General features: G+C 57.0%; 23 protein-coding genes. 9 read left to right on the forward strand and 14 right to left on the reverse strand.

From position 1 onward, the window contains the following. The first annotated feature begins 51 nt into the window (after window positions 1–51). Both mgtE (ACR1XU_RS14900) and ACR1XU_RS14905 read left to right on the forward strand, forming a co-directional pair. Window positions 52–1,416, forward strand: a complete 1,365-nt coding sequence (mgtE, locus tag ACR1XU_RS14900) for a magnesium transporter (protein WP_170806828.1) — start codon at window positions 52–54, stop codon at window positions 1,414–1,416. Window positions 1,417–1,476: 60 nt separating this feature from the next. Continuing rightward, complete coding sequence (locus ACR1XU_RS14905; RefSeq protein ID WP_480908282.1) at window positions 1,477–1,926, forward strand: CBS domain-containing protein; 450 nt, start codon at window positions 1,477–1,479, stop codon at window positions 1,924–1,926. Window positions 1,927–2,129: 203 nt separating this feature from the next. On the opposite strand, the gene ACR1XU_RS14910 is transcribed toward ACR1XU_RS14905, so the two are convergent. The 8 genes from ACR1XU_RS14910 to ACR1XU_RS14945 all read right to left on the reverse strand — a co-directional run bounded on the left by ACR1XU_RS14910 (window position 2,130) and on the right by ACR1XU_RS14945 (window position 9,343). Next, window positions 2,130–3,173 (reverse strand): succinylglutamate desuccinylase/aspartoacylase family protein, encoded by a 1,044-nt coding sequence (locus ACR1XU_RS14910; RefSeq protein ID WP_480908280.1) that lies wholly within the window; start codon window positions 3,171–3,173, stop codon window positions 2,130–2,132. Further along, window positions 3,173–4,078 (reverse strand): 30S ribosomal protein S6--L-glutamate ligase, encoded by a 906-nt coding sequence (gene rimK / locus ACR1XU_RS14915; protein ID WP_170806825.1) that lies wholly within the window; start codon window positions 4,076–4,078, stop codon window positions 3,173–3,175. The genes ACR1XU_RS14910 and rimK overlap by 1 nt, the downstream gene beginning before the upstream one ends. 103 nt (window positions 4,079–4,181) lie before the next feature. Continuing rightward, window positions 4,182–5,552, reverse strand: coding sequence for a magnesium transporter (gene mgtE / locus ACR1XU_RS14920; RefSeq protein WP_480908278.1), 1,371 nt, complete (start codon window positions 5,550–5,552; stop codon window positions 4,182–4,184). A gap of 69 nt (window positions 5,553–5,621) precedes the next feature. Next, the gene (locus tag ACR1XU_RS14925) at window positions 5,622–5,831 is read right to left on the reverse strand and encodes a hypothetical protein (RefSeq protein ID WP_480908276.1); all 210 of its coding nucleotides are present in this window, start codon (window positions 5,829–5,831) and stop codon (window positions 5,622–5,624) included. After that, window positions 5,828–6,262 carry a hypothetical protein gene (locus ACR1XU_RS14930; RefSeq protein WP_170806823.1) on the reverse strand — a complete coding sequence of 145 codons (435 nt, stop codon included), beginning with the start codon at window positions 6,260–6,262 and terminating at the stop codon, window positions 5,828–5,830. The genes ACR1XU_RS14925 and ACR1XU_RS14930 overlap by 4 nt, the downstream gene beginning before the upstream one ends. Window positions 6,263–6,344: 82 nt before the next feature. Further along, window positions 6,345–6,575, reverse strand: coding sequence for a hypothetical protein (locus ACR1XU_RS14935; RefSeq protein WP_480812755.1), 231 nt, complete (start codon window positions 6,573–6,575; stop codon window positions 6,345–6,347). A 140-nt stretch (window positions 6,576–6,715) separates the two neighbouring features. Beyond that, entirely contained in the window at window positions 6,716–7,642 is a 927-nt protein-coding gene (locus tag ACR1XU_RS14940) for a LysR family transcriptional regulator (RefSeq protein ID WP_480908273.1), read from the reverse strand. Window positions 7,643–8,035: 393 nt separating this feature from the next. Beyond that, window positions 8,036–9,343 carry a mechanosensitive ion channel family protein gene (locus ACR1XU_RS14945; RefSeq protein ID WP_480812757.1) on the reverse strand — a complete coding sequence of 436 codons (1,308 nt, stop codon included), beginning with the start codon at window positions 9,341–9,343 and terminating at the stop codon, window positions 8,036–8,038. A 531-nt stretch (window positions 9,344–9,874) separates the two neighbouring features. On the opposite strand from ACR1XU_RS14945, the gene ACR1XU_RS14950 reads away from it, so the two are divergent. Further along, window positions 9,875–10,852 carry an alpha/beta hydrolase gene (locus ACR1XU_RS14950; protein WP_480908271.1) on the forward strand — a complete coding sequence of 326 codons (978 nt, stop codon included), beginning with the start codon at window positions 9,875–9,877 and terminating at the stop codon, window positions 10,850–10,852. An 83-nt stretch (window positions 10,853–10,935) separates the two neighbouring features. Beyond that, window positions 10,936–11,904 (forward strand): zinc transporter ZntB, encoded by a 969-nt coding sequence (locus tag ACR1XU_RS14955; protein ID WP_480908269.1) that lies wholly within the window; start codon window positions 10,936–10,938, stop codon window positions 11,902–11,904. A 27-nt stretch (window positions 11,905–11,931) separates the two neighbouring features. On the opposite strand, the gene ACR1XU_RS14960 is transcribed toward ACR1XU_RS14955, so the two are convergent. Beyond that, on the reverse strand, window positions 11,932–13,191 hold the full coding sequence (locus ACR1XU_RS14960; protein WP_480908268.1) for an MFS transporter: 1,260 nt from the start codon (window positions 13,189–13,191) through the stop codon (window positions 11,932–11,934). Window positions 13,192–13,795: 604 nt separating this feature from the next. Between ACR1XU_RS14960 and ACR1XU_RS14965 the strand changes: the two genes are divergently transcribed. From ACR1XU_RS14965 to ACR1XU_RS14980, 4 genes are read left to right on the forward strand one after another with little or no spacing between them, the layout of a single operon-like run. Continuing rightward, window positions 13,796–14,278 (forward strand): paraquat-inducible protein A, encoded by a 483-nt coding sequence (locus ACR1XU_RS14965; protein ID WP_480492140.1) that lies wholly within the window; start codon window positions 13,796–13,798, stop codon window positions 14,276–14,278. Beyond that, window positions 14,239–14,889 carry a paraquat-inducible protein A gene (locus ACR1XU_RS14970; RefSeq protein WP_170806815.1) on the forward strand — a complete coding sequence of 217 codons (651 nt, stop codon included), beginning with the start codon at window positions 14,239–14,241 and terminating at the stop codon, window positions 14,887–14,889. Before ACR1XU_RS14965 ends, ACR1XU_RS14970 begins: the two co-directional genes overlap by 40 nt. Continuing rightward, window positions 14,886–16,967 (forward strand): PqiB family protein, encoded by a 2,082-nt coding sequence (locus ACR1XU_RS14975; RefSeq protein ID WP_480908266.1) that lies wholly within the window; start codon window positions 14,886–14,888, stop codon window positions 16,965–16,967. Before ACR1XU_RS14970 ends, ACR1XU_RS14975 begins: the two co-directional genes overlap by 4 nt. 2 nt (window positions 16,968–16,969) lie before the next feature. Further along, the gene (locus ACR1XU_RS14980; protein WP_480908264.1) at window positions 16,970–17,533 is read left to right on the forward strand and encodes a PqiC family protein; all 564 of its coding nucleotides are present in this window, start codon (window positions 16,970–16,972) and stop codon (window positions 17,531–17,533) included. A gap of 182 nt (window positions 17,534–17,715) precedes the next feature. Here ACR1XU_RS14980 and ACR1XU_RS14985 read toward each other — a convergent pair whose 3' ends face one another. From ACR1XU_RS14985 to ACR1XU_RS15000, 4 genes are all read right to left on the reverse strand, one after another. Beyond that, window positions 17,716–18,966 carry an aminotransferase class V-fold PLP-dependent enzyme gene (locus ACR1XU_RS14985; protein ID WP_480908262.1) on the reverse strand — a complete coding sequence of 417 codons (1,251 nt, stop codon included), beginning with the start codon at window positions 18,964–18,966 and terminating at the stop codon, window positions 17,716–17,718. Between the two features lie 211 nt (window positions 18,967–19,177). Continuing rightward, a complete protein-coding gene (locus tag ACR1XU_RS14990) occupies window positions 19,178–19,765 on the reverse strand; it encodes a TetR/AcrR family transcriptional regulator (protein WP_480908260.1) in 588 nt (195 codons plus the stop codon). A 304-nt stretch (window positions 19,766–20,069) separates the two neighbouring features. Continuing rightward, window positions 20,070–20,591: a DUF2141 domain-containing protein gene (locus ACR1XU_RS14995; protein ID WP_480908259.1), complete on the reverse strand. Its 522-nt coding sequence runs from the start codon at window positions 20,589–20,591 to the stop codon at window positions 20,070–20,072. 4 nt (window positions 20,592–20,595) lie between these two features. After that, on the reverse strand, window positions 20,596–21,504 hold the full coding sequence (locus ACR1XU_RS15000; RefSeq protein WP_480908257.1) for a sterol desaturase family protein: 909 nt from the start codon (window positions 21,502–21,504) through the stop codon (window positions 20,596–20,598). 238 nt (window positions 21,505–21,742) lie between these two features. Between ACR1XU_RS15000 and ACR1XU_RS15005 the strand changes: the two genes are divergently transcribed. Beyond that, entirely contained in the window at window positions 21,743–23,494 is a 1,752-nt protein-coding gene (locus tag ACR1XU_RS15005) for an adenylate/guanylate cyclase domain-containing protein (protein ID WP_480908255.1), read from the forward strand. A 57-nt stretch (window positions 23,495–23,551) separates the two neighbouring features. Here the strand turns inward: ACR1XU_RS15005 and ACR1XU_RS15010 are convergent, their stop codons facing one another. After that, a complete protein-coding gene (locus ACR1XU_RS15010) occupies window positions 23,552–24,532 on the reverse strand; it encodes a C45 family autoproteolytic acyltransferase/hydrolase (RefSeq protein ID WP_170611535.1) in 981 nt (326 codons plus the stop codon). Window positions 24,533–24,534: the final 2 nt, after the last annotated feature.

The following is a 24,534-nucleotide window of genomic DNA, read 5'->3' on the forward strand; positions in this document are numbered from 1 at the left end:
ATCTGATAAATGCCCCTGCACTGACTGGAATCCCCACCTATTGAAACAACGATGAGCGACACGGACACCTTACCCCGGGAAATAGAAGCGCAGTTGCATCATGCCCTGTCCGAGGGTGACGGGGCCGCGCTCGCGGATGTTCTTGATCCGCTGCCTCTCAGCGATGCGCTGCGTGAGTTGCTCAACCTGTCGGTCGAACAGCGAAGCACCGCCTTGTCGCTGCTGCCATCGGAACTTGCCGCCGAACTTGTTGAAGAGGCGCCGAACGCACTGGCGGTCGAGCTTCTGGAACTCATGGTCACGGAGCAGGCCGCAGAAGTCATCGAGGAGCTGGATTCGGATGTTCAGGCGGACGTCATCGGCGAGCTGGAAGACGCGGATGCCGAAGCCATCCTCGCCCGAATGGACCCCGAAGATGCGGCGGATGTGCGGCGGCTGGTCGAGTATGACGATGATCTCGCGGGCGGTCTCATGGTTGCCGAGGCCTTCACCTTTTCCGAAACCGACACAGTGGGCAAAGTGCTCAGGCGGTTTGCCGACGAGGAATACGATCTCGAGCGCTATCGCGGTCAACACCCCTACATTCTGGATGCAGATGGCGCGCCGGTCGGGGTGGTTTCGCTGCGCGGCCTGTTGTCCACCCGCCGGAGTGCACGGCTCACCGACATCATGGTGCCACCGGTCACCGTCCCTGCCACCATGCCGCTGGAAAAATTGCAGGATCTGTTCGACGAGCACCCGTTCCTGGGGTTGCCGGTTGTCGAAGCAGACGGGCATCTGGTGGGTGTCGTCTCCCGATCTGCGGTCGATGCCGCTCTGCTGGAACGCGCGGAATCGGCAAGCCTGAAACGCCAGGGTGTTTTCGGCGATGAGCTGCGTTCGATGCCCCTGTTCTTGCGGTCGCGGCGACGGCTGCAGTGGCTCTCGGCCAACATCGTTCTCAATGTGATCGCAGCCAGCGTGATTGCCGCTTATGAAGATACGCTTGCTGCCGTGATCGCACTTGCGGTGTTCCTTCCGATGGTGTCCGACATGAGTGGTTGTTCCGGCAATCAGGCGGTCGCCGTCAGTATGCGCGAGCTTTCCCTGGGACTTGTGCGGCCCCTTGACGCCATGCGGGTCTGGGTCAAAGAGGTTTCGGTCGGTGTGATCAACGGCCTTGTTCTGGGTCTTCTGATAGGTGTCGTGGCCTGGCTCTGGAAGGGCAATCCGTTTCTTGGGTTGGTGATCGGCGGCGCGCTTTGTTTCAACACGGTCATCGCTGTTTCGATCGGTGGGGTCCTGCCCTTGCTTCTGAAACGCATCGGTCAGGATCCAGCGGTCGCCAGCGGCCCCTTGCTGACGACAATCACGGACATGGCGGGGTTCTTCCTCGTCTTAAGTCTTGCAACCGCGATGATGCCACTACTGGTTTGATGTATTTCCCTCCTGCCGGATCATCACGCTGAACCGGCGCGCTCTCACAAGGAAAAATAAATGACGATCTCAAGTATTGTCGAAACGCAGAAACTGAAAAGGCCCCCGTTTTGCGACGTTGATACAACGGTGTTCGAAGCGGCCGTCACGATCGCACTGCTCGAGGTGAACGCACTTGCGGTTCTAAAGGATGACGATCTGGTCGGGATCATCACAGACCATGATGTACTGCTCTGTCTCGCTGACTCCGGATCGGCCTTCTACGAGCAAACCGTAGACGAATGGATGACCGAAAAGCCGGTCACTTGCGCTGCCGGCACGAAACTCTCAACCGCCCTCAATCTGATGGCCAGGCACGATATCAGAAACCTCGTTGTCACCCACCGCGGGAACCCCATTACCGTCGTGAGCAGCAAGGAAATTCTGGCCCGGATTCACGAGGAAGACGAGTTGGAGCTGAAGGTGCTTCGTGACGGAGCGCACGGCGTACAGGTTAGCCCGATCGCGTAAGCTCCGATTGGGGTGCACCCATGTTCGGCTTTTGACCTGCGGATTCGCGAGTCATTGCTCGCCAACACGGAGCTTGTTGTGCTTGTTCGAGATCTGCTTTTTCGTGCGACCGGGATCGAAATTCAAGGTTCACCGTTCTGGACAGCGAACTGTACATTCAGGCGTCGGGTGCATTCTTACCTCACAAACCCGTTGACCCGAATTCAGATGATCTCATCCTCGTCAAACATCGGATCGTCCTCAAGCTGGGCTTCAAGGTCTTCAACGGCGCCTTCCGCTTTCAGAACGGACTGGACGCGGCCAATGTGAAATACCGCGTCTCCCTCGTTGACGATTGGCATCACTGCGCGCCCGACAATGATCCCCGCAAATGGCGCGACAATCTCTGTCTCGGCCTCACCGAAAGGGTCGGAGACGACGGCAAGCTGATCACCTTGCCGGACAAGGGCGCCATCGTCCTTGAAGATCCGCAGGAGTCCGCCCATCGGCGCGCGCACCCATTTGCTTGACGGGCAGAACTGCGGCGACGCTTTCGGCTTCGATACGCCGCGCTTGGCGATCATTCCCTTGTGCTGCAATATGCGAAGGACACCGGCAACACCGGCGCGAATGCAAAACTCGTCAAAACGAAGCCCTTCGCCCGCTTCGAACAGCAGGACCGGCTTGCCGATATCCTTGGCCGCATGGCGCAAGGAACCCTCACGCAATGACGACTTCATAATGACGGGGGCTCCGAACACTCTGGCCAGTTCCTCCATCTCGGGATCGTCTGGCGTTATGCGCACCTGTGGGTAGTTTGTGCGGTGAATGGCGGCCGAATGCAGATCGATACCCAGGTCAGCCCGCTTAACCACTTCGTTCAGAAAGCGGTGTGCAAGACGGGACGCAAGTGAACCGGTTTCGCTTCCTGGAAACACCCGGTTCAGGTCTCGCCGGTCTGGAAGATAGCGAGAGTGGTTAATCAGACCGTAGGCATTCACGACCGGAACCGCGAGCAAAGTGCCTGACAGCGCATTCAGTTGTTTCGCCGCCAGAACACGGCGAATGATCTCGACCCCGATCACCTCGTCACCGTGAATCCCGCCACTGACAAACACCACGGGTCCGGGTTTTTTCCCGTGCACCACATGAATGGACATCGACACCGGTGTATGATCCGACAGCACACTGACGGGCACGTCAACCGTCAACCGGTTTCCAGGCCTGATATCCTGTCCTGCAATCGTGAAATTCTCGCGCTGCACCATCAGCCCTTGCCTCGCGTGCGGGTTGTGCCTTTTTCAGCATTCTTTTCAAGGAACTCAATCATTTTTCCGGCGATATCCAGACCCGTGGCCTTTTCGACACCTTCGAGTCCCGGAGAAGAGTTGACCTCCATGATAACCGGGCCGTGGTTGGCCCGCAGCATATCGACACCGCACGCGTTCAAACCCATGGACTTCGCCGCCCGAACCGCCGTCGCGCGTTCTTCGGCGGAAAGTTTCACCACCTGCGCCGACCCGCCACGATGCAGGTTTGAACGAAACTCGCCTTCAGCGCCGGTCCGTTTCATGGCGGCGATGACCTTACCGCCAACGACAATAGCACGAATATCCGTCCCTCCGGCCTCTTTGATAAACTCCTGAATCAGGATGTTTGTGTTTGTAGCGCGGAACGCTTCAAAAACGGATTTGGCCGACCGGTTCGTATCCGCAAGCACCACGCCCAGACCTTGTGTACCTTCAAGGAGTTTGATCACCAGCGGTGCCTCGCCAGCCAGCTTCAGAACGGCCTCGGTCTGTTTGGCGTCGTGCGCGAATGTGGTCACGGGAAGACCGATCCCGTCCCGCGCCATAAGTTGCATCGAACGCAGTTTGTCGCGCGACCGGCCAATCGCTACGCTTTCATTCAGTGGATAGACCCCCATCATCTCGAACTGCCGCAGAACCGCAGTGCCATAGAAGGTAACAGATGCACCGATCCGCGGGATAACCGCGTCGTATCCCTTGAGGTTCACACCGTTGTAGTAAACCTCTGGCCGCCGAGAGGCGATATTCATGTAGCAGCGCAGGGTGTCGATGATATCCAGCTGGTGTCCACGCTCTTCCGCAGCCTCTTTCAGGCGCTGGTGAGAATAGAGCTTGGCATTGCGTGCAAGCATTGCAATCTTCATTTTTCGTTCCTTTCGGCTTCTGCGGGTTGGTCATTCGACGACCAGAAATGTCGGGCGCATGCGCGCCGCAACGGCGTGAAAATTCGGAAGGCACGCCCCATAGTCACTGGAGCCACGGCATCAACAGAGTTGCGAAACTGAGCACGAAGAAAAACCCAGCCATGTCGGTGATCGTGGTCAACAATGGGCCGCTCGCGGCTGCCGGATCCTGTCCCAGCCGCTTGAGCAGAAGGGGCACCACGCCACCGATTGAGACCGCCAATACCGTGTTGAGAGCCAACGCCGCGCCGATTACAAAACCAAGCGCTGGATTGCCCTTCCAAACCCAGGCAACGAGCCCAATCAGAATTCCAAGGGCGATCCCGTTTATCAGCCCAACGGAAACTTCCTTGAGCCAGACGCGAAACGCGTCAAGCGGCCGGACGAGGCTCAGGCTGAGCTCGCGCATGGTCACACCGACGGCCTGGTTTCCCGAGCATCCGCTCATATCCGAGACCATTGGAAGAAACACGGCAAGCGCGATCACGGCGGCCAGGGTCTCTTCATATGCCGAGATCACACTTGCGGCCAAAATGTTCAGTACGATGTTGGCGGACAGCCAGGCAAGCCGACGCCGCGATCGAAGCCAGGTCGGCATCGACCTCAACTCGTCGCCCACAACGCCCTGGCGTTTCAGGCTTTCGCTTTCCACCCGTTCAAGAACGGCTTCGGCAACGGCTGATCGCGACACCACCCCGACAAGCAGGCCGGTCTCGTCGACAACCGGTGCACCCAGGAACGGATGCTCGTCAAACAGGTCTTCCAGCTGATCCAGCGGTTCAGATACTGTGACCGACAGCGGACGCACCATAATGTCGTGCAGAACCGCGCTACGCTTTGCGGTCAGGAGACCGCGCAAGGAAACCACGCCTACTAGCTTGCCCTGATCATTGACAATGTATGGGTGTTGACCCCGGTAGCGCTCGAAATCGTCGTCTTCCGAGGCCAGGCCGCGCAAGACTTTACCGACGGTCTCGGTTTCACGAAACTCAAACACTTCGGCCATCATCAGGCCGCCGGCTGTGTCGTCCTCGTATTGGGAAAGGCGGCGAATGTCGGCGGCGTCTTCCTCGTCCATTTCGGAAAGGATCGCCTCGGCACCTTCTGCTTCCAATTCGCCAATGACGTCGGCCTGAATGTCACTGTGCAACTCGGCGAGAATATCGGCTGCGCGATTTGGCTCCAGTCTTTCGACCAGTTCGACGGCCATCTCGTTCGGGGCCGCGCCTATCAGGTCCGCCGCCAGTTCGACCGGAACGAACCCAAGTACACGGTCGCGATCATCTGCCGACAACGCAAGCAACTCACGCAGCGCCTCGCTGTGGTGCAACTCAGCAAGCAACGACGAAACCCGGGCAGCATCATTGCCGCCCAAGGCTTCGCTGAGCGCGTGCTCAATTGGCATTTCCCGATGTTCGTTTACATCGTCCAGCATGGGTCTCGTCCCCTGAATTTGACACAAGTGAAGGTTTGGAACGCCGACGTGGCCGCCGGTGCGCCGTTCTCAGTACCGTTTTCTGAGACGACCGACAGTCCAGCCAAGCGCGAAACCCACTGCAAGCATGGCCAGTACCAGCACAGCGCGGCGCGTTGATATCGTCCAGGCGAGAAATTGCAGATCTATCTGGGCGGCATTCTGCGCCATGAACAATGCAATCAGAGCCAGAACCGAAAAATACAGGCCCCATTGAAGCCGCTTTGCAAAGCCTTTCATGACGCACCACCATCTGAGAGTGGTTCATAAATTCCACGGCCGGAGATCATTCCCATCCGGGCGCAGGCCCGCAACACATCGCGATAGTAGCGCCTGACCAAATCGGGATCAGCCTCTTCCAGATTGGTCCACGGCAGGATCATTGTGCGATCCACTGCACCAACTTGCGTAAGCGATGACAGATCTCCGACGATGCATTCCAATGCATCGGCGCGGATCAGAACAAGGTTGCCGCGCATCCAGGGAAGCGTGGGAATGGACAAAAGCCGGTCAAAGGCCTGCGCGGCCGAGGCACAAGCCCCGATCACCGCAACCTGGGGGCCCGCGGCGTGACCCACAAACTTGTATCCAAACACCTCGCCGGAATTCTGCGTGGTCAGAACTTCTACATATCCGCTGACGTCACGTTCTTTTTGTACGCTCCTCAACATGGGGGCTTCCTCCCTGTCGGAATGTTCGAAAAAGGAGGGCGGATCGCTCCGCCCCCAAGTACCCGAGGGTTTGTCGGATGGCTCAGAAGCCGTGGATGAGAAACAAACCCAGCGAGTTATTGGCCGGTCTTTGAGCATACTGGTTGCTCGGCCGGTGTTTGACTTCCGCGTTGCGCAGAGCGTCAAAGTCTTCCTGAATGACATCGATCCTGTCGTCGAGGTTTTCGCCACCGACAACCGCACCTTGAGGAATCACAGACCCGGCCACGAACAATGCAGGAGCCGTAGCGGCCAGAGAAATCCATTTTTTCATGGGTTCGTCCTTTCCCAACAAAGAGTGACCCGTCCTCGAAGGCGGAAGCATTTCTGCTGGGGCAGGAGATAGTGGCAGATTATAGATCAGTAAAATTCAAAATAATAATGGATGAAACGATTTTTACTCATTTCTATTGGTTATTCATGATTTCCAAGGCGTTCGACGATATGTCCCTCACTGATCTCGGCCAGCTCTGCCATGACGGCGTTTTGCACTTCATCAATCTGTGACCGAATAGTCACAAGAGACTGCTCGGCATGAGCTCGGATCTCATCATCCATGTCATCGCGCCAGATCGACCAGATCGGATAGGGAAACATAGGCGCATCCGGTACAAGATGAAGCGTGCCTTCGTCCAGATGGCGTTTGATGAATCGCGCCGGCAAGTAAGCTGCTGCGCGGCGCCTTACAACGTAGTCTGTCGCCATCGCGCCCAACGAAAGCGTCAATCCGGGATTGGTGAGTTCGGGCAGCTCAAGCGCGTGGGCGTGAACAAACTCCGGGCCCCAATCGACAAAGACATACCGGTCGGACACTTCATCCAGCTCGGCTTCCCAGGAGGCCGCCAGAACGAGATCTTCCTCAAGTACTTTTTGCGCAGTCAGTCCCGGCCGCAGTTGTGGATTGTACATCAGCCCCACCTGAACGACCCCTTCGATCAGGAATCGTGTCAAACGGTCCGGCATACCAAGTTCCGCCCTGATGTTCAGTGTTGGCATCTGCTCCTGCATCTGGTCAATCCACCGAAACCCCAGGCGCGGCCAAAGCGAATACTGCGCACCGATGGTCAGCGACTTGGTGAAGCCTTCAGGAATGCCAACCTGTTGTCGGGCTTCTTCCCAGATCTTAATGAGAGACAGGGCATAGCGCTCAAACTCACGGCCTGCCGACGTGAGTTCCGCACCCGCCTTCGAGCGAAGAAAAAGTTGCTTGCCGAGGGAATCTTCCAGCCGTTGAACACGCAGGCTCACGGCGGACTGAGACACGAACAGCCGCTCACTGGCGTTTACGAAGGAACCCGTGGCTGCAACCTCCAAAAACGTCTTTATCAGCGCAATATCCACCTGCCCCACCCATTCTAATTTCTCATGGTATGTATATTTATTATTCGTTTTCCTTAAATTCGCAACAAACCTATCTAACCGGCGTGGAAGCGGGAATTACCGGCATCCGGATGGCGTTCGGGTATCCCGGCGTCGCTCACTCACAAATCTCGGTCCGCTTCCACACCTGTTTTGGCTCTCATTCGAACAGAATGAAATGACGAAACAGCCCTTAGCCTGCTTCGACCTAATCCAGCTCGTCGGTTTCTATGGCAGCAACGCGGATAAACCGGGTACTCCGGCAGCAAGCCATTGACCGCCGAATCTGGCGGTCCGGATTGTCATCTTGCATTGATCCGACAAACGGCGAAAGCCGGTGGTGTCAGAAAGCCGGTGGTGTCAGATGGCCACCGCTCAAATCCTCTCGGGCATGCTCTTTATGTGCAAATCACGTTGGGGAAATGGAATCTCGATCTGATGCTCCTGGAAGGATTTCCACACCTCCAGCAGGATCTCACTGCTGATATTGGCAACCCCGTCTTCGGGGTCCCCCAGCCAAACCCGCAGTTCCAGATCGACGCTGGAATCTCCAAATCCCCTAAGCAGGCACATCGGCTTTGGTTGCTTGAGCACCCGCCGGCAGCGTGCTGCGGCTTCAACGCAGAGCTTCATCGCATTCTCGACATCCGTGTTGTAGGCAACACCAATACTGATCGAGCGGCGCACGCGCTTGTCCGAAAATGACCAGTTTGTCACTGCGTTCGAAATCAGAACTTCGTTGGGAATAAGGGTTTCCGTTCCCGCCCGGGTTCTGACTGCCACGTATCTCGACCCCAGCGTCTTGACCTCGCCGTAGGTCGGTCCATCCCCTGTTTCAACCTCAATCACGTCCCCGGGCTTGATGGAGCGATCAGCCAACATGGTAAAACCGGCCACCAGATTTCCAACCGTTCGCTGCATACCAAGACCGATACCCAGGCCGAGAGCACCGGAAAAGAAGGCGAAGGCCGTCAGGTTCACGCCCACGGCTTGCATTCCCATTATGACCGCAAGGATCACGAGGCCGATCCGGGAAATCTTACCGATCAGAACCTTCATTGATGCGTTCAGGGTTTCAGACTTATCCAGCCTGATTTGCACCACTCTTGCGATCAGCAACGCCAGCCAAAGCAGAAGCGCGGTAACAAAGATACCCTGCACCACGCCCCACAAAGTGATATTCAGATCACCGCTTGATATTCCCAGCCCGTCCATCCATCGGATCAGCGGATCCAGTTGCCCAATGGCGTTCAATGCAGCGACCGACCACGCGAACCATGCGAAACACCGCGCCCAATAAGTGCTGGGGATGACCGTCGAGGCGATCTGGATCACAACCCAGGCATTGATCAGGCTGGCGACAAGTCTGATCAGCGCTGTCTTCCAGCCAAGTTCACCGAACACCAAAAGGGCCAGCCACAGTCCCAGCACCCAAACGATTGGCGTCGCGATCGAGGACACGGTCTGGCTGATACGCTTCGCTGCGCGACCACCGAATTCCGAAAACAGACGCGTCAGAAGCCCCCTTACCCGGATGTTCAGCATTATTGCCAAAACCAGTGTCAGCCCGATTGCGACTGCCTGTGGTACCGAGACTAGGGTCAGGAACTCAGCCCAGACGCGACTGGCAAAACTGCTTACGGTCTCAACGGCCGGGCTGAGGGATTTTTCAAGCTCTTCCATGGGATCTCCTTCGGGAGACCGACTGTATGCAAAATATTACCTTATGAAAAACGAGTTTCATTAAGGCATAAACACATATTTGCTTATGGATGAAGGGGCCGAATCCGAAACGCTCCCATGATGACTGATCGCCGATCCAGATTGCATTACATATGGGATTCTCATGCTATCCATATATATTTTTCGATTTTCTGATGCATGAGTTTTAACTAGACAGGCGCCGTGGAGGTGAATCGTGCCCACAGTGAGAGGTGATCGGATTACCACCAGCCGCTCTACTACACGACAACCCTCGATTTGCCTCCACGCCAGTACGATATCCTTTGTTCTACCAGGAACATGAAATGAACCATCTTGGGTATCACCGCGCGCGTATCGACTGTCCTCAATGATTTGAGTAGCCGTCGGTCCGTAGAACGGCTTCGGCACGTGCCGAGGGTCTTGGCACAAACAGCCCAATGGCGCGACAATTGGGTGAGCAGCAAATCCTTTGGCGGTCAAACCCGCCACAACCAAGTCAGGCAGGTACCCGTGAAAGCAATCTGGACAGTGCTTTTTCTTGTGTTTCTCGCCGCTTGCGCGGCCGAGCCCACTTTTGTGCAGCTTTCTTACGAAGTGCCCAGCGCAAAGACTGAGCGGATCTATTACGCCACTATGCGTAACAGGGTTGAGAACAGCGATATCTTTGGCCCCGATCGGGCCGATACGTTGTCATTTGGTCAACTGGACGTCTCCATTCCGCCATCGCACAAGGTCGGCGCCATCGAATGGCCCGATCGCAAGCCTGATTCCGCCCGGCACTTTGTCGTGACCCGCCACGCCTCGTTTTCCGGCTCGGCCGGTTTTCGTTCGCAGGTAGAAAAGCAACCAGGGCCAGTCACGCTCTTTGTGCATGGTTACAACACAAGTTTCCCCGAAGCCGTGTTTCGACATGCCCAGATAGCGCACGACTACGAGTTGAAGGGGACCCAAATCCAGTTCTCCTGGCCTTCAAGCGGTGCGCCGTCGGGTTACCTCTACGACCGGGACAGCGTGTTGGCGGCCCGCGACACGCTATCCAAGCTGATCGTGGACCTGGCCAGTGACCAACCCGGCCAACTCACGATTGTGGGGCATTCAATGGGTGGCTTCCTTGTCATGGAAGCTCTGCGCCAGTTGGGGCTGACGGCAGAGGCAAGCACGCTTGCCCGGTTGAACCGTGTGATCCTGATCTCGCCAGACGTGGATGAGGCCGCCTTCATGGCGCAACTGGAAAAGATCAAACCGCGTCCGTCGAACATGACCGTCGTGGTCAACAGCAGCGATCTGTTGCTGGCGGTTTCCGGTCGACTGTCCGGCGGGGCAGCGACCCGGATTGGCGCCGGACGGGATCAGGAAGTGCTACGGGCGCAGGGCATCAAGGTGGTGGACCTTTCGGGGATCGACGATGGTGACAGTCCTGGTCACTTTCTGGCCGCGACCTCGCCGACAGCAATCGCCTTTCTCAGAAGCCTTGCACCTATTGAGTAAACCCGCGGTTCTGGATGCAGCGATCCTACGTTGCGCTTCTCTATTTACGTTGACTTTACTTGTCGCGGGGGAAAAGTAGGTTCATGACATCTCGAACCGTCACTCCGCTTTGCGCTTTTGACATCGCAAACGGGCGCGCAACCCCCGTCACATCTTCCTGGCCCGAGCCTGTGCCGGAGGATCAGAATGCGTATCGGTGGCTGCATTTCGATCTCACGGATCAGGGCCTTGAGCAGTGGGCGTCTCAGCACCTGCCCGAGATCGCTGCGCACGCCTTGCTGCAATCGGAAACGCGGCCACGTTGCGATCCGTATGAGGACGGTCTTATCCTGAACCTGCGGGGCGTCAACCTGAACCCCGAAGCCTCGCCGGAAGATATGGTGTCGTTGCGGCTTTGGGCGACGAAAAGCACTGTCATTTCCGCGCGTGTTCGCAGGGTTTGGGCGGCCGATGCCATTCGGGTGACCGCCGAACTGGGAACAGGACCGTCCAGCGTCGGCGCATTTCTGGCGGAACTCACCTATGGTCTGACAAAACGTGCAGAAGCCGTTTCGCTGGAACTTGAGGACGAAACCAACGCCTTGGAAGACGCCGCCCTTGACGGGGCATCGATGAGCTCGGGCCAGATTGCGCGGTTGCGCCAAACCGTGATCAAGCTTCGGTGTTATATCAGCCCGCAACGCGATGCACTGGACGCCTTGTCGACATCAGACCGCGATATTCTGGATGAGCGTGCAGCAACCCTTGTGCACGAGACCGCGAACCGAACGCGCCGCATCCTGGAAGAACTGGATGCAAGCCGGGACCGGCTGGCGGCCCTACAGGATCAGATGGACGCGGCGCATGCCAATGCCATGGCCAAGAATGGCTATCTTCTGTCCGTTGTTGCGGCCATATTTCTGCCTCTGGGGTTTTTGACAGGTTTGTTCGGCGTGAACGTGGCGGGAATGCCGGGTCAAAGCGCCCCGTTGGCCTTTTGGGCGCTGACCCTTGCTTCGCTCGCGATTGGTGCCGCACTTTACATTATCTTCAAAATGTCAAAGTGGTTGTAGCGGGAGACACCGCCGAGGTTATGAACCCTAGAGTTCCCTGTTTTCCCCGGCAACCACAGTTTCTTCGGAGGCAAGGTTGGCAGTTTCCGGTGTGGCGGCCCGGGGTAGCGGTGCAGGCTGGAAGGCAACCTTATCCTTTTCGGCAACCGGTGGCGCAATCTTGATCCTCAGGACTGCAAACAGGATCAGCAGAACATGCGCAGAACCTGTTGTGACAAACAGGCTGCTTGTTCCTACGTTTGTCATCGCGAATCCGGCAATCGTGGGTCCGACGATAGACCCAATGCCATAGACCAGAAGCAGGCCACCACTGACCTGAATGAAAGCCCCCGGTGCCGCATGATCGCTGGCATGGGCAACAATCACGGGATACATCGAGAACACCGTCGCGCCGAAAACTGCGATCAGCAGAAGCAGTGCCCATTCTTCCGTTGGGGCAAACAGAACAAACAGCCCATCGGCAGCCAGAGCGATAACAGCTACGCCAATCAGTACCACCCGTCGATCAAAACGGTCGGAAAGAGCACCCACAGGAATCTGAGCCAAAGCGCCCGCCAGGATCGGAATGCTGGCAAAAAACGCGATACCTGAAACATCCAGCCCGGCGCGCGATGCATAAACGGCAGCCAGCGTGCCGAAAGCCGCGTTGGAAATACCAACCATGAATACCGAAAAGACGGCCACGGGCGAATTTCGCCACAGCCCCGGCAAATCAAGTGATACGCTGACCAGCGCGGCAGGTGTTGCCCCGGCAGAAATGGCGGTTGGCAGCAGCGCGGCGCAGTAAACGATGGCCGCCAGAACAAAGAAGAAATAACCCGAGGTATCACCCGTCACGAGCAGCATCTGACCAGCGGTCGAGGCGGCGAGGTTCACCATTGTGTATATTCCGAAAACCCGCCCCCGCGATGTGCTGTCGGTTCTTTCGTTCAGCCAGCTTTCCACAATCATCGCCGCGCCGGCAAAACAGAACCCAGAGACCGCGCGAAGCGGAATCCACACCCACGGTGTCATCAGAAGAAGCGAAAGCAAAACGGTGATCGCTGCCAGGGCGCACATAACGCCGAAGGACCTGACATGGCCAACTTTCGCCACCAAATACGGCGTCTGCAAACACCCAAGGACATAACCGATCGCCCATCCGGTCCCGAGAAGACCCAGCGAGGCGGCCGAAAACCCCTCCTGTTCTCCACGCACGGGCAGAATCAGGCTGTTCATGCCCCCTGCAAGCAGAAGAAAACCAGACCCCAGAAGAAGGGCCGCCAATGGAAGTAGCTGTCGTGCCATGGGATGACTATCACCGGGTCTGCGAAAGAAATCAAAAAACCCTGTGAAAATCAGCGAACAGCACCCGGTCAATCACCAGAACCTGGACCGCTCAGAGGAGTTTGGCACTTTGCGAGCCGCATTCTTCGGAGACACTGTTCTTGTCGACATCAGCAAGTTTTTCAAACGCGCGCATAGTCATATCCGCGGACCTGCGCAAGTCGTCCCGGAGAGAACAGCGGGAAGACGCCGCTCGATTAACAAGACAGGCGCAACTGCCTCATGGCAAAGGCATCAGCCTATCCACGCAGTCGTGTTCAAAACCGGCTCCGCGAAATCTGACCAAGTGATTTAAGTTGACCGATTTCAAAAAAACATCTGTCAGGATAAATCAATATGATCTAAAGCACACATCCTAGGTGCACCTTTTTTGGTCCGTCCCAAGGCAAGCATTGGGGGAGAAGGTCAGATAACAAACGCGTCTCATGAACCTGTCACCCCGACGGATGTGATCGTGTGCCCGAACTGTGATGCCGCATTTCGGCTGGTTAAGCCCGAATTCGCCGAGCGTGCCAGATGCGCCAGATGTCATACTGTGCTCATTACTCCAAAGCGGAAGGCCGGTATGCAGATCATTGCCCTGGCTATTTCGGTCGCTGTACTTGTGGTCGCAGCAATGTTCTTTCCGTTTCTCACCGTCAGGGCGGGTGGCGTTCACAACTCGGTGTCGATCATGAGCACCGCGCTGGCGTTCCGGGGCGGCATTTACGGCCCTCTCGTGTTGGCCATGATCCTGCTGATCGTTCTGATCCCGCTGGCCCGCGCAGTCCTCAGCATCTATGTACTTCTGCCGATCGTGCTGGAACGCCCCTTGCTGCCCGGGGCAAAACCCGCGTTTCGATGGGTCGAAGCGCTGCGCCCCTGGTCCATGGCCGAGATCTTTGTGCTGGGCTGCGCCGTTGCGCTGACCAAAGTTGCTGACGTCGCCGAAATTCAGTTCGGCGCCGCCTTCTGGATGTTCACCGCACTTGTCCTGCTCGTCATCGTGCAGGACAGTCTTCTGTGTAGATGGTCTGTATGGAACTCTCTGATTCATCCCAGAAAATAGTCAGCGCGCGCGAGCTTGGGCTGGTCGCCTGCCGATCCTGCACAAAGGTGCATCGCCTGGGCGAAACCCGCACCTGTCAAAGATGCGGGCGAAAACTCCGGTCGCGTGATGAATTGGCGATCCAGCGTGTTTGGGCATGGTGGTTGGTCGGCGTCATGGCGTACATACCGGCCAATCTGTACCCGATGCTGGAAACAAGGACGCTTTTCACCCGGCAAGCAGACACCATCGTGGGTGGGGCCGTGGATCTGATCCATCACGGCGCATTCGGAATTGCGGCCATAATCCTGCTGGCCAGCGTCGCCATTCCGTTGGGCAAGTTTGCCGCCATCGCCCTATTGGCGCTCAGCATATCCCGCCGGTCTTCACTCTCCATGACGCAGCTCCGACTGGTGCACGAGGTCGTGGAATACGTGGGCCGCTGGTCGATGATCGACATTTTTGTAGTTGCAATCCTGTCCTCTCTGGTTCAGCTCAGCAGCCTGGCATCGATCAGACCCGGCACCGCCAGTCTCTTTTTTGCACTCTCGGTGATATTCACCATGCTCTCCGCCCAAAACTTTGATTCAAGGTTGATCTGGGATTCACGCCAACGTCAGGAAGCCAAATGAACGATATTCCCGATGTACCGATCGAACAGCAACCGCGCCGGATATGGGACCGTGTATCGCTGATATGGGTCATCCCGATTGCCGCGGTTGCGGTCGCGCTGGCGGTTGCCTGGCAGTCTCTTTCCAGTCAGGGCCGGGTAATTCATGTCACATTCGAGGACGGCGCGGGCCTTGTCGCAAATTCGACCGAGCTGCGCTTTCGGGACGTGGCTGTCGGGTTGGTCGAAAAAGTCGGCCTGACCGAAGGGCTTAAGGCCGTCGAGGCGCAAATCCGTCTGAGCAAGGAGATTTCGCCATATGTCGATGCTTCCGCCCAGTTCTGGGTGGTTCGGCCTGAACTCACCACTCAAGGCGTGTCGGGACTCGAAACGGTTCTAAGCGGCGTCTACATCGAAGGCAGCTGGGATGCGAATCCGGGCGAGCCGACCAAACTCTTCAAAGGCAGACCGCAGCCGCCATTGTTCCGGGCAGACAAGCCCGGATTGCAGCTGACCTTGCGCAGCTCGGCCCGTGGCCAGTTGACGGATGATGCGCCCATTCTTTTTCGTGGCATCGAGGTTGGGCGGGTCGGCAAAGCCTCGATCGATCCGCGCGGAAATTTTGCCGTGGCCGAGGCGATCATCTACAATCCGCACCAACGTCTCATCAATGACACGACGCGGTTCTGGGACACGTCCGGGTTCAGCATTTCTGTCGGCGCGGCCGGGGCATCCGTTGATTTCACTTCCATAGCCAGCCTCGTGGCAGGAGGCGTCACATTCGACACGTTCGTGTCAGGAGGCTCGGCCGTATCTGACGGTACGTTGTTCCAGGTCTATGAAGACTCCGAAGCCGCACGCGACAGCATCTTCAACCAGTCGCAGGTCGATGAACTGTTTGTCAGTGTGATCTTTGACGACAACATCTCGGGCCTCAGTGTGGACGCCCCCGTCGAACTGGCGGGTCTGAGGATTGGAACGGTGAACAGCGTCATCGGTCTTATTGATGAGGAGGCCTTCGGGGACAACCGGGTGCGCCTGAATGCGGTCCTGGCCATACAACCGACGCGTCTTGGCCTGCCAGATGAAGTTTCACCCGCTGCCGCGCTTGAGTTTCTGAAAACGCGGGCCGATGAGGGGATGCGCGCGCAACTGGCCTCTGCCAGCCTGCTTTCCGGTGGCTTGAAGGTGCAATTTGTCGACAACACCGATGATGATCCGTTCGACTGGAATGAAACCGCCGAAGGGATAACAATCCTGCCCACCACTCAGAGCGAGATACAGTCGGGGGAAGCCTCGGTCGAGCGTGTTCTGACGCGTATCCAGGCGCTTCCGGTCGAAGAGTTGATGTCCAGTGCCGTCGCGTTTCTTGACACTGCCCGCGCTTTTGTGGCCAGCGACGCGATCCGGGAAACGCCCGAAGACCTGCGTAAGCTGCTGGCGGCGGCCACGGCGGTGGTTGAATCTGACGACGTTCGCTCGGTCGCGGGGAATATCAATAAACTGCTGGATCAGGTCGATGCAATGTTGACCGAACTCAGGACCGAGCAGGTCACACAGCGCCTGCTCAGCGCCGTTGATGCGGCGACAAACACAATAGAATCGGTGGACACATCCATAGCCGGCCTGCCAGAGCTGTTGTCGAACCTGAACACGTTGGCTGCAAGGGCCAGTGCATTGCCCCTTGACGAATTGGTCACCGAGCTGACCGGGATTGTCGCAACACTGGATGAGCTCATTCAAACCGAAGGCGTTCAGGACCTGCCTGCTCAACTGGTTGCGACACTGGCCGAAGTCAACGCGGCTTTGGCCGAGCTGCGCGAGGGTGGCGCGGTCGACAATGTAAACGCCACTCTGAGCTCGGCGCGCAATGCGGCCGACGCAATTGCCAGCTCGACCAGCGAACTGCCCGCTCTGGCCGAGAGAGCCAGCAAACTGATGGATGAGGCATCTGCCACCATCAGTGGTTTCAACAAGGGTGAAGCACTCAGCCGCGATGCACGAGCGGCGCTGCGCGACATTCAGCAGGCGGCCAACGCGCTTGCGGCGCTGCTTCGTACGCTGGAACGCGATCCAAGCATATTGATCAAGGGACGATAGACATGCCGCTACAAAAATTTCTCACGTGCCTGAGCCTGGTGCTGTTGGCGGGCTGCGGCGGGCTGAACGACCGGGTTTCGGTCAATGAACCAACTTTGGAAGGCCGCGTCAGGATAGGCGTTTCATCGCTTGAGATCAAAGAGCCGTCGCTGCCCGGTTACGCCGTGGCGGACGAGATTTCGATCGAGGGCGAAGGCGGTCTGCTGGTTACCGAAGGGTCGGTTCTCTGGGCGGACAAACCTTCACGCGCGATTGCGCTGGAACTGACCCGTCATCTTACCGGCCTGACCAGAACTCGGATTGCATCCTCACCGTGGCCATTCGAGGAACCGCCTGCAGGAATTCTGGACCTGCGGTTTGAATCCTTCGTGGCACGGGCCGACGGCACCTTTTTTGTCTCAGGGCAGTATTTCCTGGGTCGGCTCGACGGGGGACGAGAACGTTCGGGACTGTTTGAACTGGTTGAGCCAATCGGCGAACCGCTTGACAGCACCGACATCGCCAAAGCCCGGGGCCGAGCCGTTGCAAATCTTGCCCGGTTCCTGGCGAACAATGCACTGAAATAGTCCTTTGGCCGGGCGGTTGTCCATGGGACAAGGGGAACGCGCAAAGGGGTGAAGGCAGGTCAGATACGGGCGTTTTGAGGGCTTCATTCCAGCGCACCGCGCCCCAAACGGGCGCAAACCAGGCCTGCCCCAATCACTGCTGCCCAGGCATATATTTTCAAAGGGCGTTCCCGCCTGCGGATTCAGGCGGCGATGGATTTCATTGCGCCCAGGAACTGGGCGACTTCGGCAACGCTGTTGTAGTGGCACATCGACACGCGCACACAGCTGTCCATGCCAAGCGGAGTCAGGATATTGCCAGAGTAGTGATCTGCCTTGCGCAGATGCGTTCGGATACCCTGCTCGTTCAGCATTCGCACCACATCGACCGAAGGCACACCCTCGACCCGCAGCGACACCAGACCTTCGCGCGCCGGGTTGTCGATGCCGCCCAGAATGGTCACCTTCTCCATCTCGGCCAGACCCGGCAGGTTGCCGGTGCCGTGGATCATCGCATCCGTCAGCGCCTTTTCTTGCGCGTGGATCGCCTCACCCGCGGCAACGAATTTGGCCCGGCGGTCGGTGGCGTCGCTGACCTGCTCGCCCAGCCACTCAAAATAGCTGACAACATCGGACATGGTGGCGTAAGAGCCAGTATCGCGGGTCCCCATCTCCCAGTTGTCGGCAGGGCCATCAAGCAGGCTGTTATGCGGCAGCGCCGTCAGCCGGTCCGAAATCCAGGCAACCCCATAACCATGGCGCGAGAATACTTTGTAGGGTGAGATCACATAACCATCCACGTCATAGGCCGTCAGGTCGATCCGCCCATGCGCGGCGTGCTGGATGCCGTCGACGATGATGTAGCATTCGGGCGCAACCGCCCGGATGGCTGCGGCCACGGCCGCCACGTCGACACCCATGCCGGTGACGGGTGAAGTATGAACGATGGTTGCAACCTTGGTGTCGGGTGTGACCTTTGCGGTATAAGCCTCGGCAGTCACGGTACCAGTGGCATTGTCATGTGCGGCCAGTACATGGTTCTGCCCGGCGATACGCGCCCAGCGGTCACAGGCGCTGCGGGTGGCCGGGTGTTCCAGGGTCGTGCCCAGAACCTGACCCGCGCCGGTACCCAGACAGGCGTTCATGATCAGGCGGAACAGCAATTCGGTGCCACTTTCGCCCACAAAGAACTGCCCGCCCGGCGCATTCATGAACACGGCCATATCTTCCTTGGCCGTGTTAATCACGCGCACCAGCTCATGGCTGCCCGGGTTGTCACGCCCCTGATTGTCGGGAATGGCCGCATAGTCCTGCGAGGTTTTCACCACCGAGTTCAACGTCAGCGCGCCGCCAGCGTTTTCGAAGAAAATCCGGGGTCCCTGTTGCGGGCAATGGTCGATCTGGGCAAAGCGATCGCGGATCTGCTCAAGCAGCGGTGTGTTGATCTCGGGCATGGGGACTCATTCGTGTAAATACTTCTGTCTGACATATATTGTTCGCGGGCCCAGTTTTCTCACAAAAAATGAATGGGCAATGCCTTTGCATTTTTCATGCTTCATCGGACGATCAGGTATCAGCAGCCCCGACCAACGAATACGGTGCCTGACTTTGGTAAGCTGGCACCCGAATTCCCGTGATCCTCCCTTTATTTCGATGCTGTCCCTCTCAAGGGCTTCCAAGCGACTGCGCCAACTTCACAGCCCCCAGATAGGCCGATCGACGCCAATCGGGCGGGGGGTTCAGCGGCGACAGGGCATCGGCCGTAAGATAAAGGTCGACGACTCCGTGCGCCACTGTCTGGACATCCTCGGGGTCCGCCGACGGATACTCTTTCTGGACGATTTGGCGGGCAAGCGCGTAGAACTCAGCCATAACACCCGTCAGAATTTGTCTGAGGTCCGGGTACTGTTCCACGACCATAACCAAAGCCTGGTAAGCGTTGTTCAGTCGTGTATCAGTTTCGCTGTCCTCGCTGAACAGGGCGCCCACAAAGTTCATTAGCCCCGGATAATCCTGCAAAGCCGTACTCAAAGTCTCCAGAGAGATGCGCTGCTCTTCCACAACATGCATGGCCAAGGCGCGTACCATCTCATCCCTGTTTCCAAGATGGTGCCGTATCAACGGCCGCTTAAGTCCGGATTCCTCCGCAATTCTCTCAAGCGTTGCGCCCTCAACCCCGAAACGGGCCACCAGCGTCATGAACGCATCCAGCACTTCGGCTTTACGCTGTTTCTGAACCGAGGGACGCCCCATTGGTATTTCTCCGTCTCTTCAATTTCGAACCGGGCGGATCCGTCCAAACAGACCGTCAACTATTCTGAACTGCCCAGTGTCTGGCATACCGGAACTATGCTTTTTCCAGCTATTTTTCATCAAGCGCAAAGCTGGCGTAGGTGCATTTTGCCGCCTGCCTTTTGGCATTTGCAAGCCCCGCAGATACCCGAGGAAAGTGAGTAGCGCCCTGATCCGCTGATTGGCAGCCCGACCCCGGGGCAAAGCGGCGTCACTACACCGAAATGCCCCGGTTCAAGACAACCATAACCTACCGGCAGGATGATCAGAACCAACCCGTAAAGTACTGATCAGGCCAGTAAAAGAACGCCAGATCCACCGGAATACCCGGGCTGATCAGTGAGTACTCGAATACAGGGTCATCGTAGAGATCATTCAACCCGGAAACCGCATAGCCTTCCGTTGGCGTCCAACTCTCATCGAGACCCATCTGATAGTCACTGTCTTCGTCATGAAAAGCCACCACGCTGTAGTAGTTGTCATTCAGGTCCGGGAAATCGACGCGCTGCGGTTCCGTGCTGGCGGGAAGCGTGACGTAGCCCGCCGCCGTGCTGAAATCAAGCGCGTCAAAGGAAGCCGCATTGTCAAAAGCCATGACAACAAACTGGCCTTTGTCATTGCGCGCGCTGTGCAGGTTGACAACCAACCCACTGTCCGAAGACGTACCGGTCGAGGATGCCGATGTCCGGGGGATGTCTGTACCAAATCCCGAGGCCATCCAGGCTCCGCTGACGAACAGGGCTGTTGTGACCAGCGCCGCGACCATTCTCTGTGAATTTGAAGGCATGGCTTTAACCCCGTTTATCGCTTGCCGAAGCGTTGGCGCCTTGTTTTTGGGGTCGCCAGCCCGGCGGACCAAACAGAACCCCCAGCTTGTTTCGGAAGCCCGGCATTCGCCAGGCGTCGCCAAAGGCGCGGGCAAAGCCATGAAAAAAGGCTACAAACGGATTGACCGAATTGATCGGCGTAACCAGACCGTAAGTGACCTCTTCTTTTTCTTCTTCGAACGTGCCGAACATGCGGTCCCAGATGATGAAGATCCCGGCATAATTCTTGTCCAGATACTTGCGGTTGGACCCGTGATGCACACGGTGATGCGACGGCGTGTTCATTATGTATTCAATGGGTTTCCAAAGCTTGCCTATAACTTCGGTGTGCAAAGCGGTCTGGTAGAGTTGCACCAGCAATTCCGCGACCAGGACAACAAATGGATTGAAGCCCAAAAGCACCAGGGGAATATGAAAGAACAAGGGCCAAAACCCATCCAGCGGACCATGCCGGTAGGCCACCGAAATGTTAAAGAAGGGTGAGCTGTGGTGCACCGAATGTGTGGCCCACAAGATGTTTATCCGATGCAGGATACGATGCTCCCAATAATAGGCCAAATCCGCAAGGATCAGCACAATCAGGAACGAAGCCCATGTGGTGGGGATGTCAAAGAACGCGTATTGAGACGCCCAGACATAGGCTCCGACGTAGAAGCCGGCCATCAAAACAAAAGTGATCGCAAGGAAGAAGCCCAGCGTGATGAAGTTGGTGACGGTATCGCCCACCATCTCGAAGGTCAGCTTTTTGCCAATCGCGTAACGCGCAAGTTCAAACACCAGAAAACCGATCGCAAAGACGAAAAACCAGTCGTCGATCATCGTCTCCCAATAGCTGATCTGGAAGTCGCTGACATACGTGTTGTGGAAGTCCATTTAGGTAGATCCTATTAAATTGTCTTTTTTGACAATTAAAGAGTTTTAGCCCCGTGTCAAGTGGCCCTCACGCCAACGCTCGACCTTGATGCCGACACAGCCCTATCCATTGCGCTGTCTTGCGATCATGCTCGACATCGGTAATTCCTGAAAGAAACCGTTCGTCAAAACAGACACCTACCCATTACAAGTTTAGCAAATGCCCAAAGCTGGCCCGCAATCAAAAGTCCGAATTGGAATGTCAACGCTTCTGGCGCTGGCCATAGGCGGGTTGGTGGCGCTTTCGGTCAGTACGGTGCTTCTGGTATCAACCTACGCCAATGTTCAAAACACGACTGAATTGTGGAACACCTCAGCGTCGATGATCGTCGAGTCAATTGAGGACAGGGTCGTTAGCCTGACGACCCCTATCGAGGAATTGGCGAACTCTCTCCAGAAAGATGCAAGTTCGGGCGACGTCGAATTGTCCAACACTGACTTTCTGAAGGCATATTTCAAGGGCGTCGCAGCCTCCGCCCCCTATCTGACGGACCTTGCCGTTGTTTACCCGGACGGCAGCCTTTTTGTGACCAGTCAAATCGCCGATTCCGACGGAATTTCCTTTGTCACCATCACAGAGCCCCCGGTGGATGGGCGATTGCGGTATCTTGAAGATATCAAAAATTATGAGAGCCTGTTCTGGAACGAACCGTTTTTTGAAGAAGGCAGGACGCATATTTCGGCCACCGTTCCGGCCTATCGGGACGATGTGTTCCTGGGTGCCATATTTGTGTCTTCAACCGTGCATCATTTCTCGGACATCATCGATGAGTTGGGCAGCAAATTCGGCGCGACCGGTTTCATTCTCTATGGCGACAACCGCGTCCTGGCACATCCGAAGCTGCTGAACCTGTCCGGAAGTTCCTTAAGTCCGGACACGCCTTTGCATTCAATCGCTGCGCTCGATGACGCGGTGATCTCGCAAGTCCTAAAACAAGACCCCGAGTTTCAGGGGGGCGACAGCTCTTTTGACGGCTACGTAGTGGAGAACGCAACCGGTGAGTACTTGGTTCTGACCAGTACTTTGGATGAGTACGGTTCGGAACCATGGGTCATTGGCCAGTACTCCCCGCTAAGCGATTGGAGCAGTCAATGGAAGCGCCTCAGCTACACTGCCTTTGTCAGCATTGGGTTCCTAATAGCGTCAATGATTGCGGCGATTGTGCTGGCCAGAAAGCTTTCGGCCCCAATCAAAAAATCAACCGAAGAAGCCATCAAGATCAGCGAACTCAATCTGGATCAGATCGACTATCTTCCCCCCTCTCGCGTTGAGGAGGTAAACCTACAGGCGGTGGCATTCAACAAGATGCTCGATGGGTTGCGCTGGTTTGAAACCTATCTGCCCCGCACTCTGGTGCGGCAATTGTTGAATTCCGGAGACCCTGATGTTGTCAGGCCTCGCGAGGTCGAGCTGACTGTCATGTTCGCCGATATTGTGGGCTTTACGGCTGCGTCAGAAACGATGACACCGCAGGCCACGGCCGACATGTTGAATAGCCATTTCGCGATTCTGAACCGTTGCATCCAGGCCGAAGGTGGAACACTCGACAAGTATATCGGCGACGCCGTGATGGCGTTCTGGGGCGCTCCTCAGGAACAGGTCGACCACGCCGAGCGGGCCTGCCGTGCAGCGGTGGCCATCAAGCAGGCGCTGGCTGAGGCGAAAGTTGGCTATGGCCTGAAGATTGCGATTCACACCGGCCCGCTCATCGTCGGGAATATCGGAGCAGTCGAGCGGATGAATTACACCGTGATCGGAGATACGGTTAACACCTGCGCGAGGATAGAGACTTTGGCCGGTGATCTTGCCACAGAAGAGCCGACCAACATCCTGGTCAGCGACGCAACTGCGCGACGTCTCAGCGCGTCGTTCCAGCTGGAACATGTCGGCGATTTCCATGTGAAAGGCCGGTCGAAACAGGTGACCGTCTACCGGGTCAAAACTGAATAGATGATGGGATCAGTGGTACCGTATTGGTACAGCCCGCCATGTCCGATCTGTCAAGTTTCAGACCGGATCCCGTGGGTAAATGACCTGCAGGCTGTCCGTGTGAAATTGACCAATGCTCTTTTTCCATCTCCGGCCCGGCCACAGCAGTTCAGCTGTTAGGTCGTGGGGATGGTAGGCTGCGGTGTAAAGGGTTCCGAACCCCTGATCGAAAGCCAGCGAATACAGCGGCGGCTTCAGAAAAGACCCGACAAAAACCTCTTTCGTCTCTGGGTGCAAAGTTAGGCGATGCAGCAGGAAACGCTCACGCTCGACCGTGGCGGTAAGGCGTGCATGGCTTTTCCATTCCACGCGCTCCTGATGGTTGGTGGAAACAGCAGCATGGGTGAAAAGCGTTGGCCGGTCCGGTGCAAGAAACGCCGTAAAGAACTGCCGGTCCCGGTTCAGGACCGTAACGTTGTAGCTCATGTGGCACGGGACCCGTAGCAGAACCTCTTTCGCCTCTTCCAGCGTCGAACATGTCTGCAACAGGTATCGCAGGATCAGGGGAACCCCAAAGCCTTCGCCGACCGCGCGGCGGCCACCGAATGTCAGGGAAACGGTTAGCCCTGCATCATTCATGCCATCCAGCAATCCAAACAAGCCATCCGAGGTGCCCATGACCTGACGCCCGTTCCATCCGGTCTTCAGGAAAATTCCATCAAAGGCCGACGGGTTGTAGTCGTAGTTCCGCACCATCAACGGTTCTGGCCCCTGCCAAATCGCCTGGCTGCACCCCGCCAGATAGCGCGGCGGGCAAAAGAAGCTCAGGAACCGCGCCTCCAGATCGCCGGCGCCAAAGGCGGCGCACAGCATGTCATACGGCTCGAGCATTTCCGGCATATATGTTTTCAGCGCATGACGGCACTCGGAATATGTCGGGCGTGATGACAACCCTTCGCTTGCCCACCATTTAAGGTAGGCATTTCGATATTCGGAGAAAATCCCGGACAGTTTCTGTCCGGGTTTCTTTTCTTCTACGGCGCGAAAGGTTAGTTTCATGC

Source organism: Ruegeria sp. D1(2025) (genome assembly GCF_056536425.1).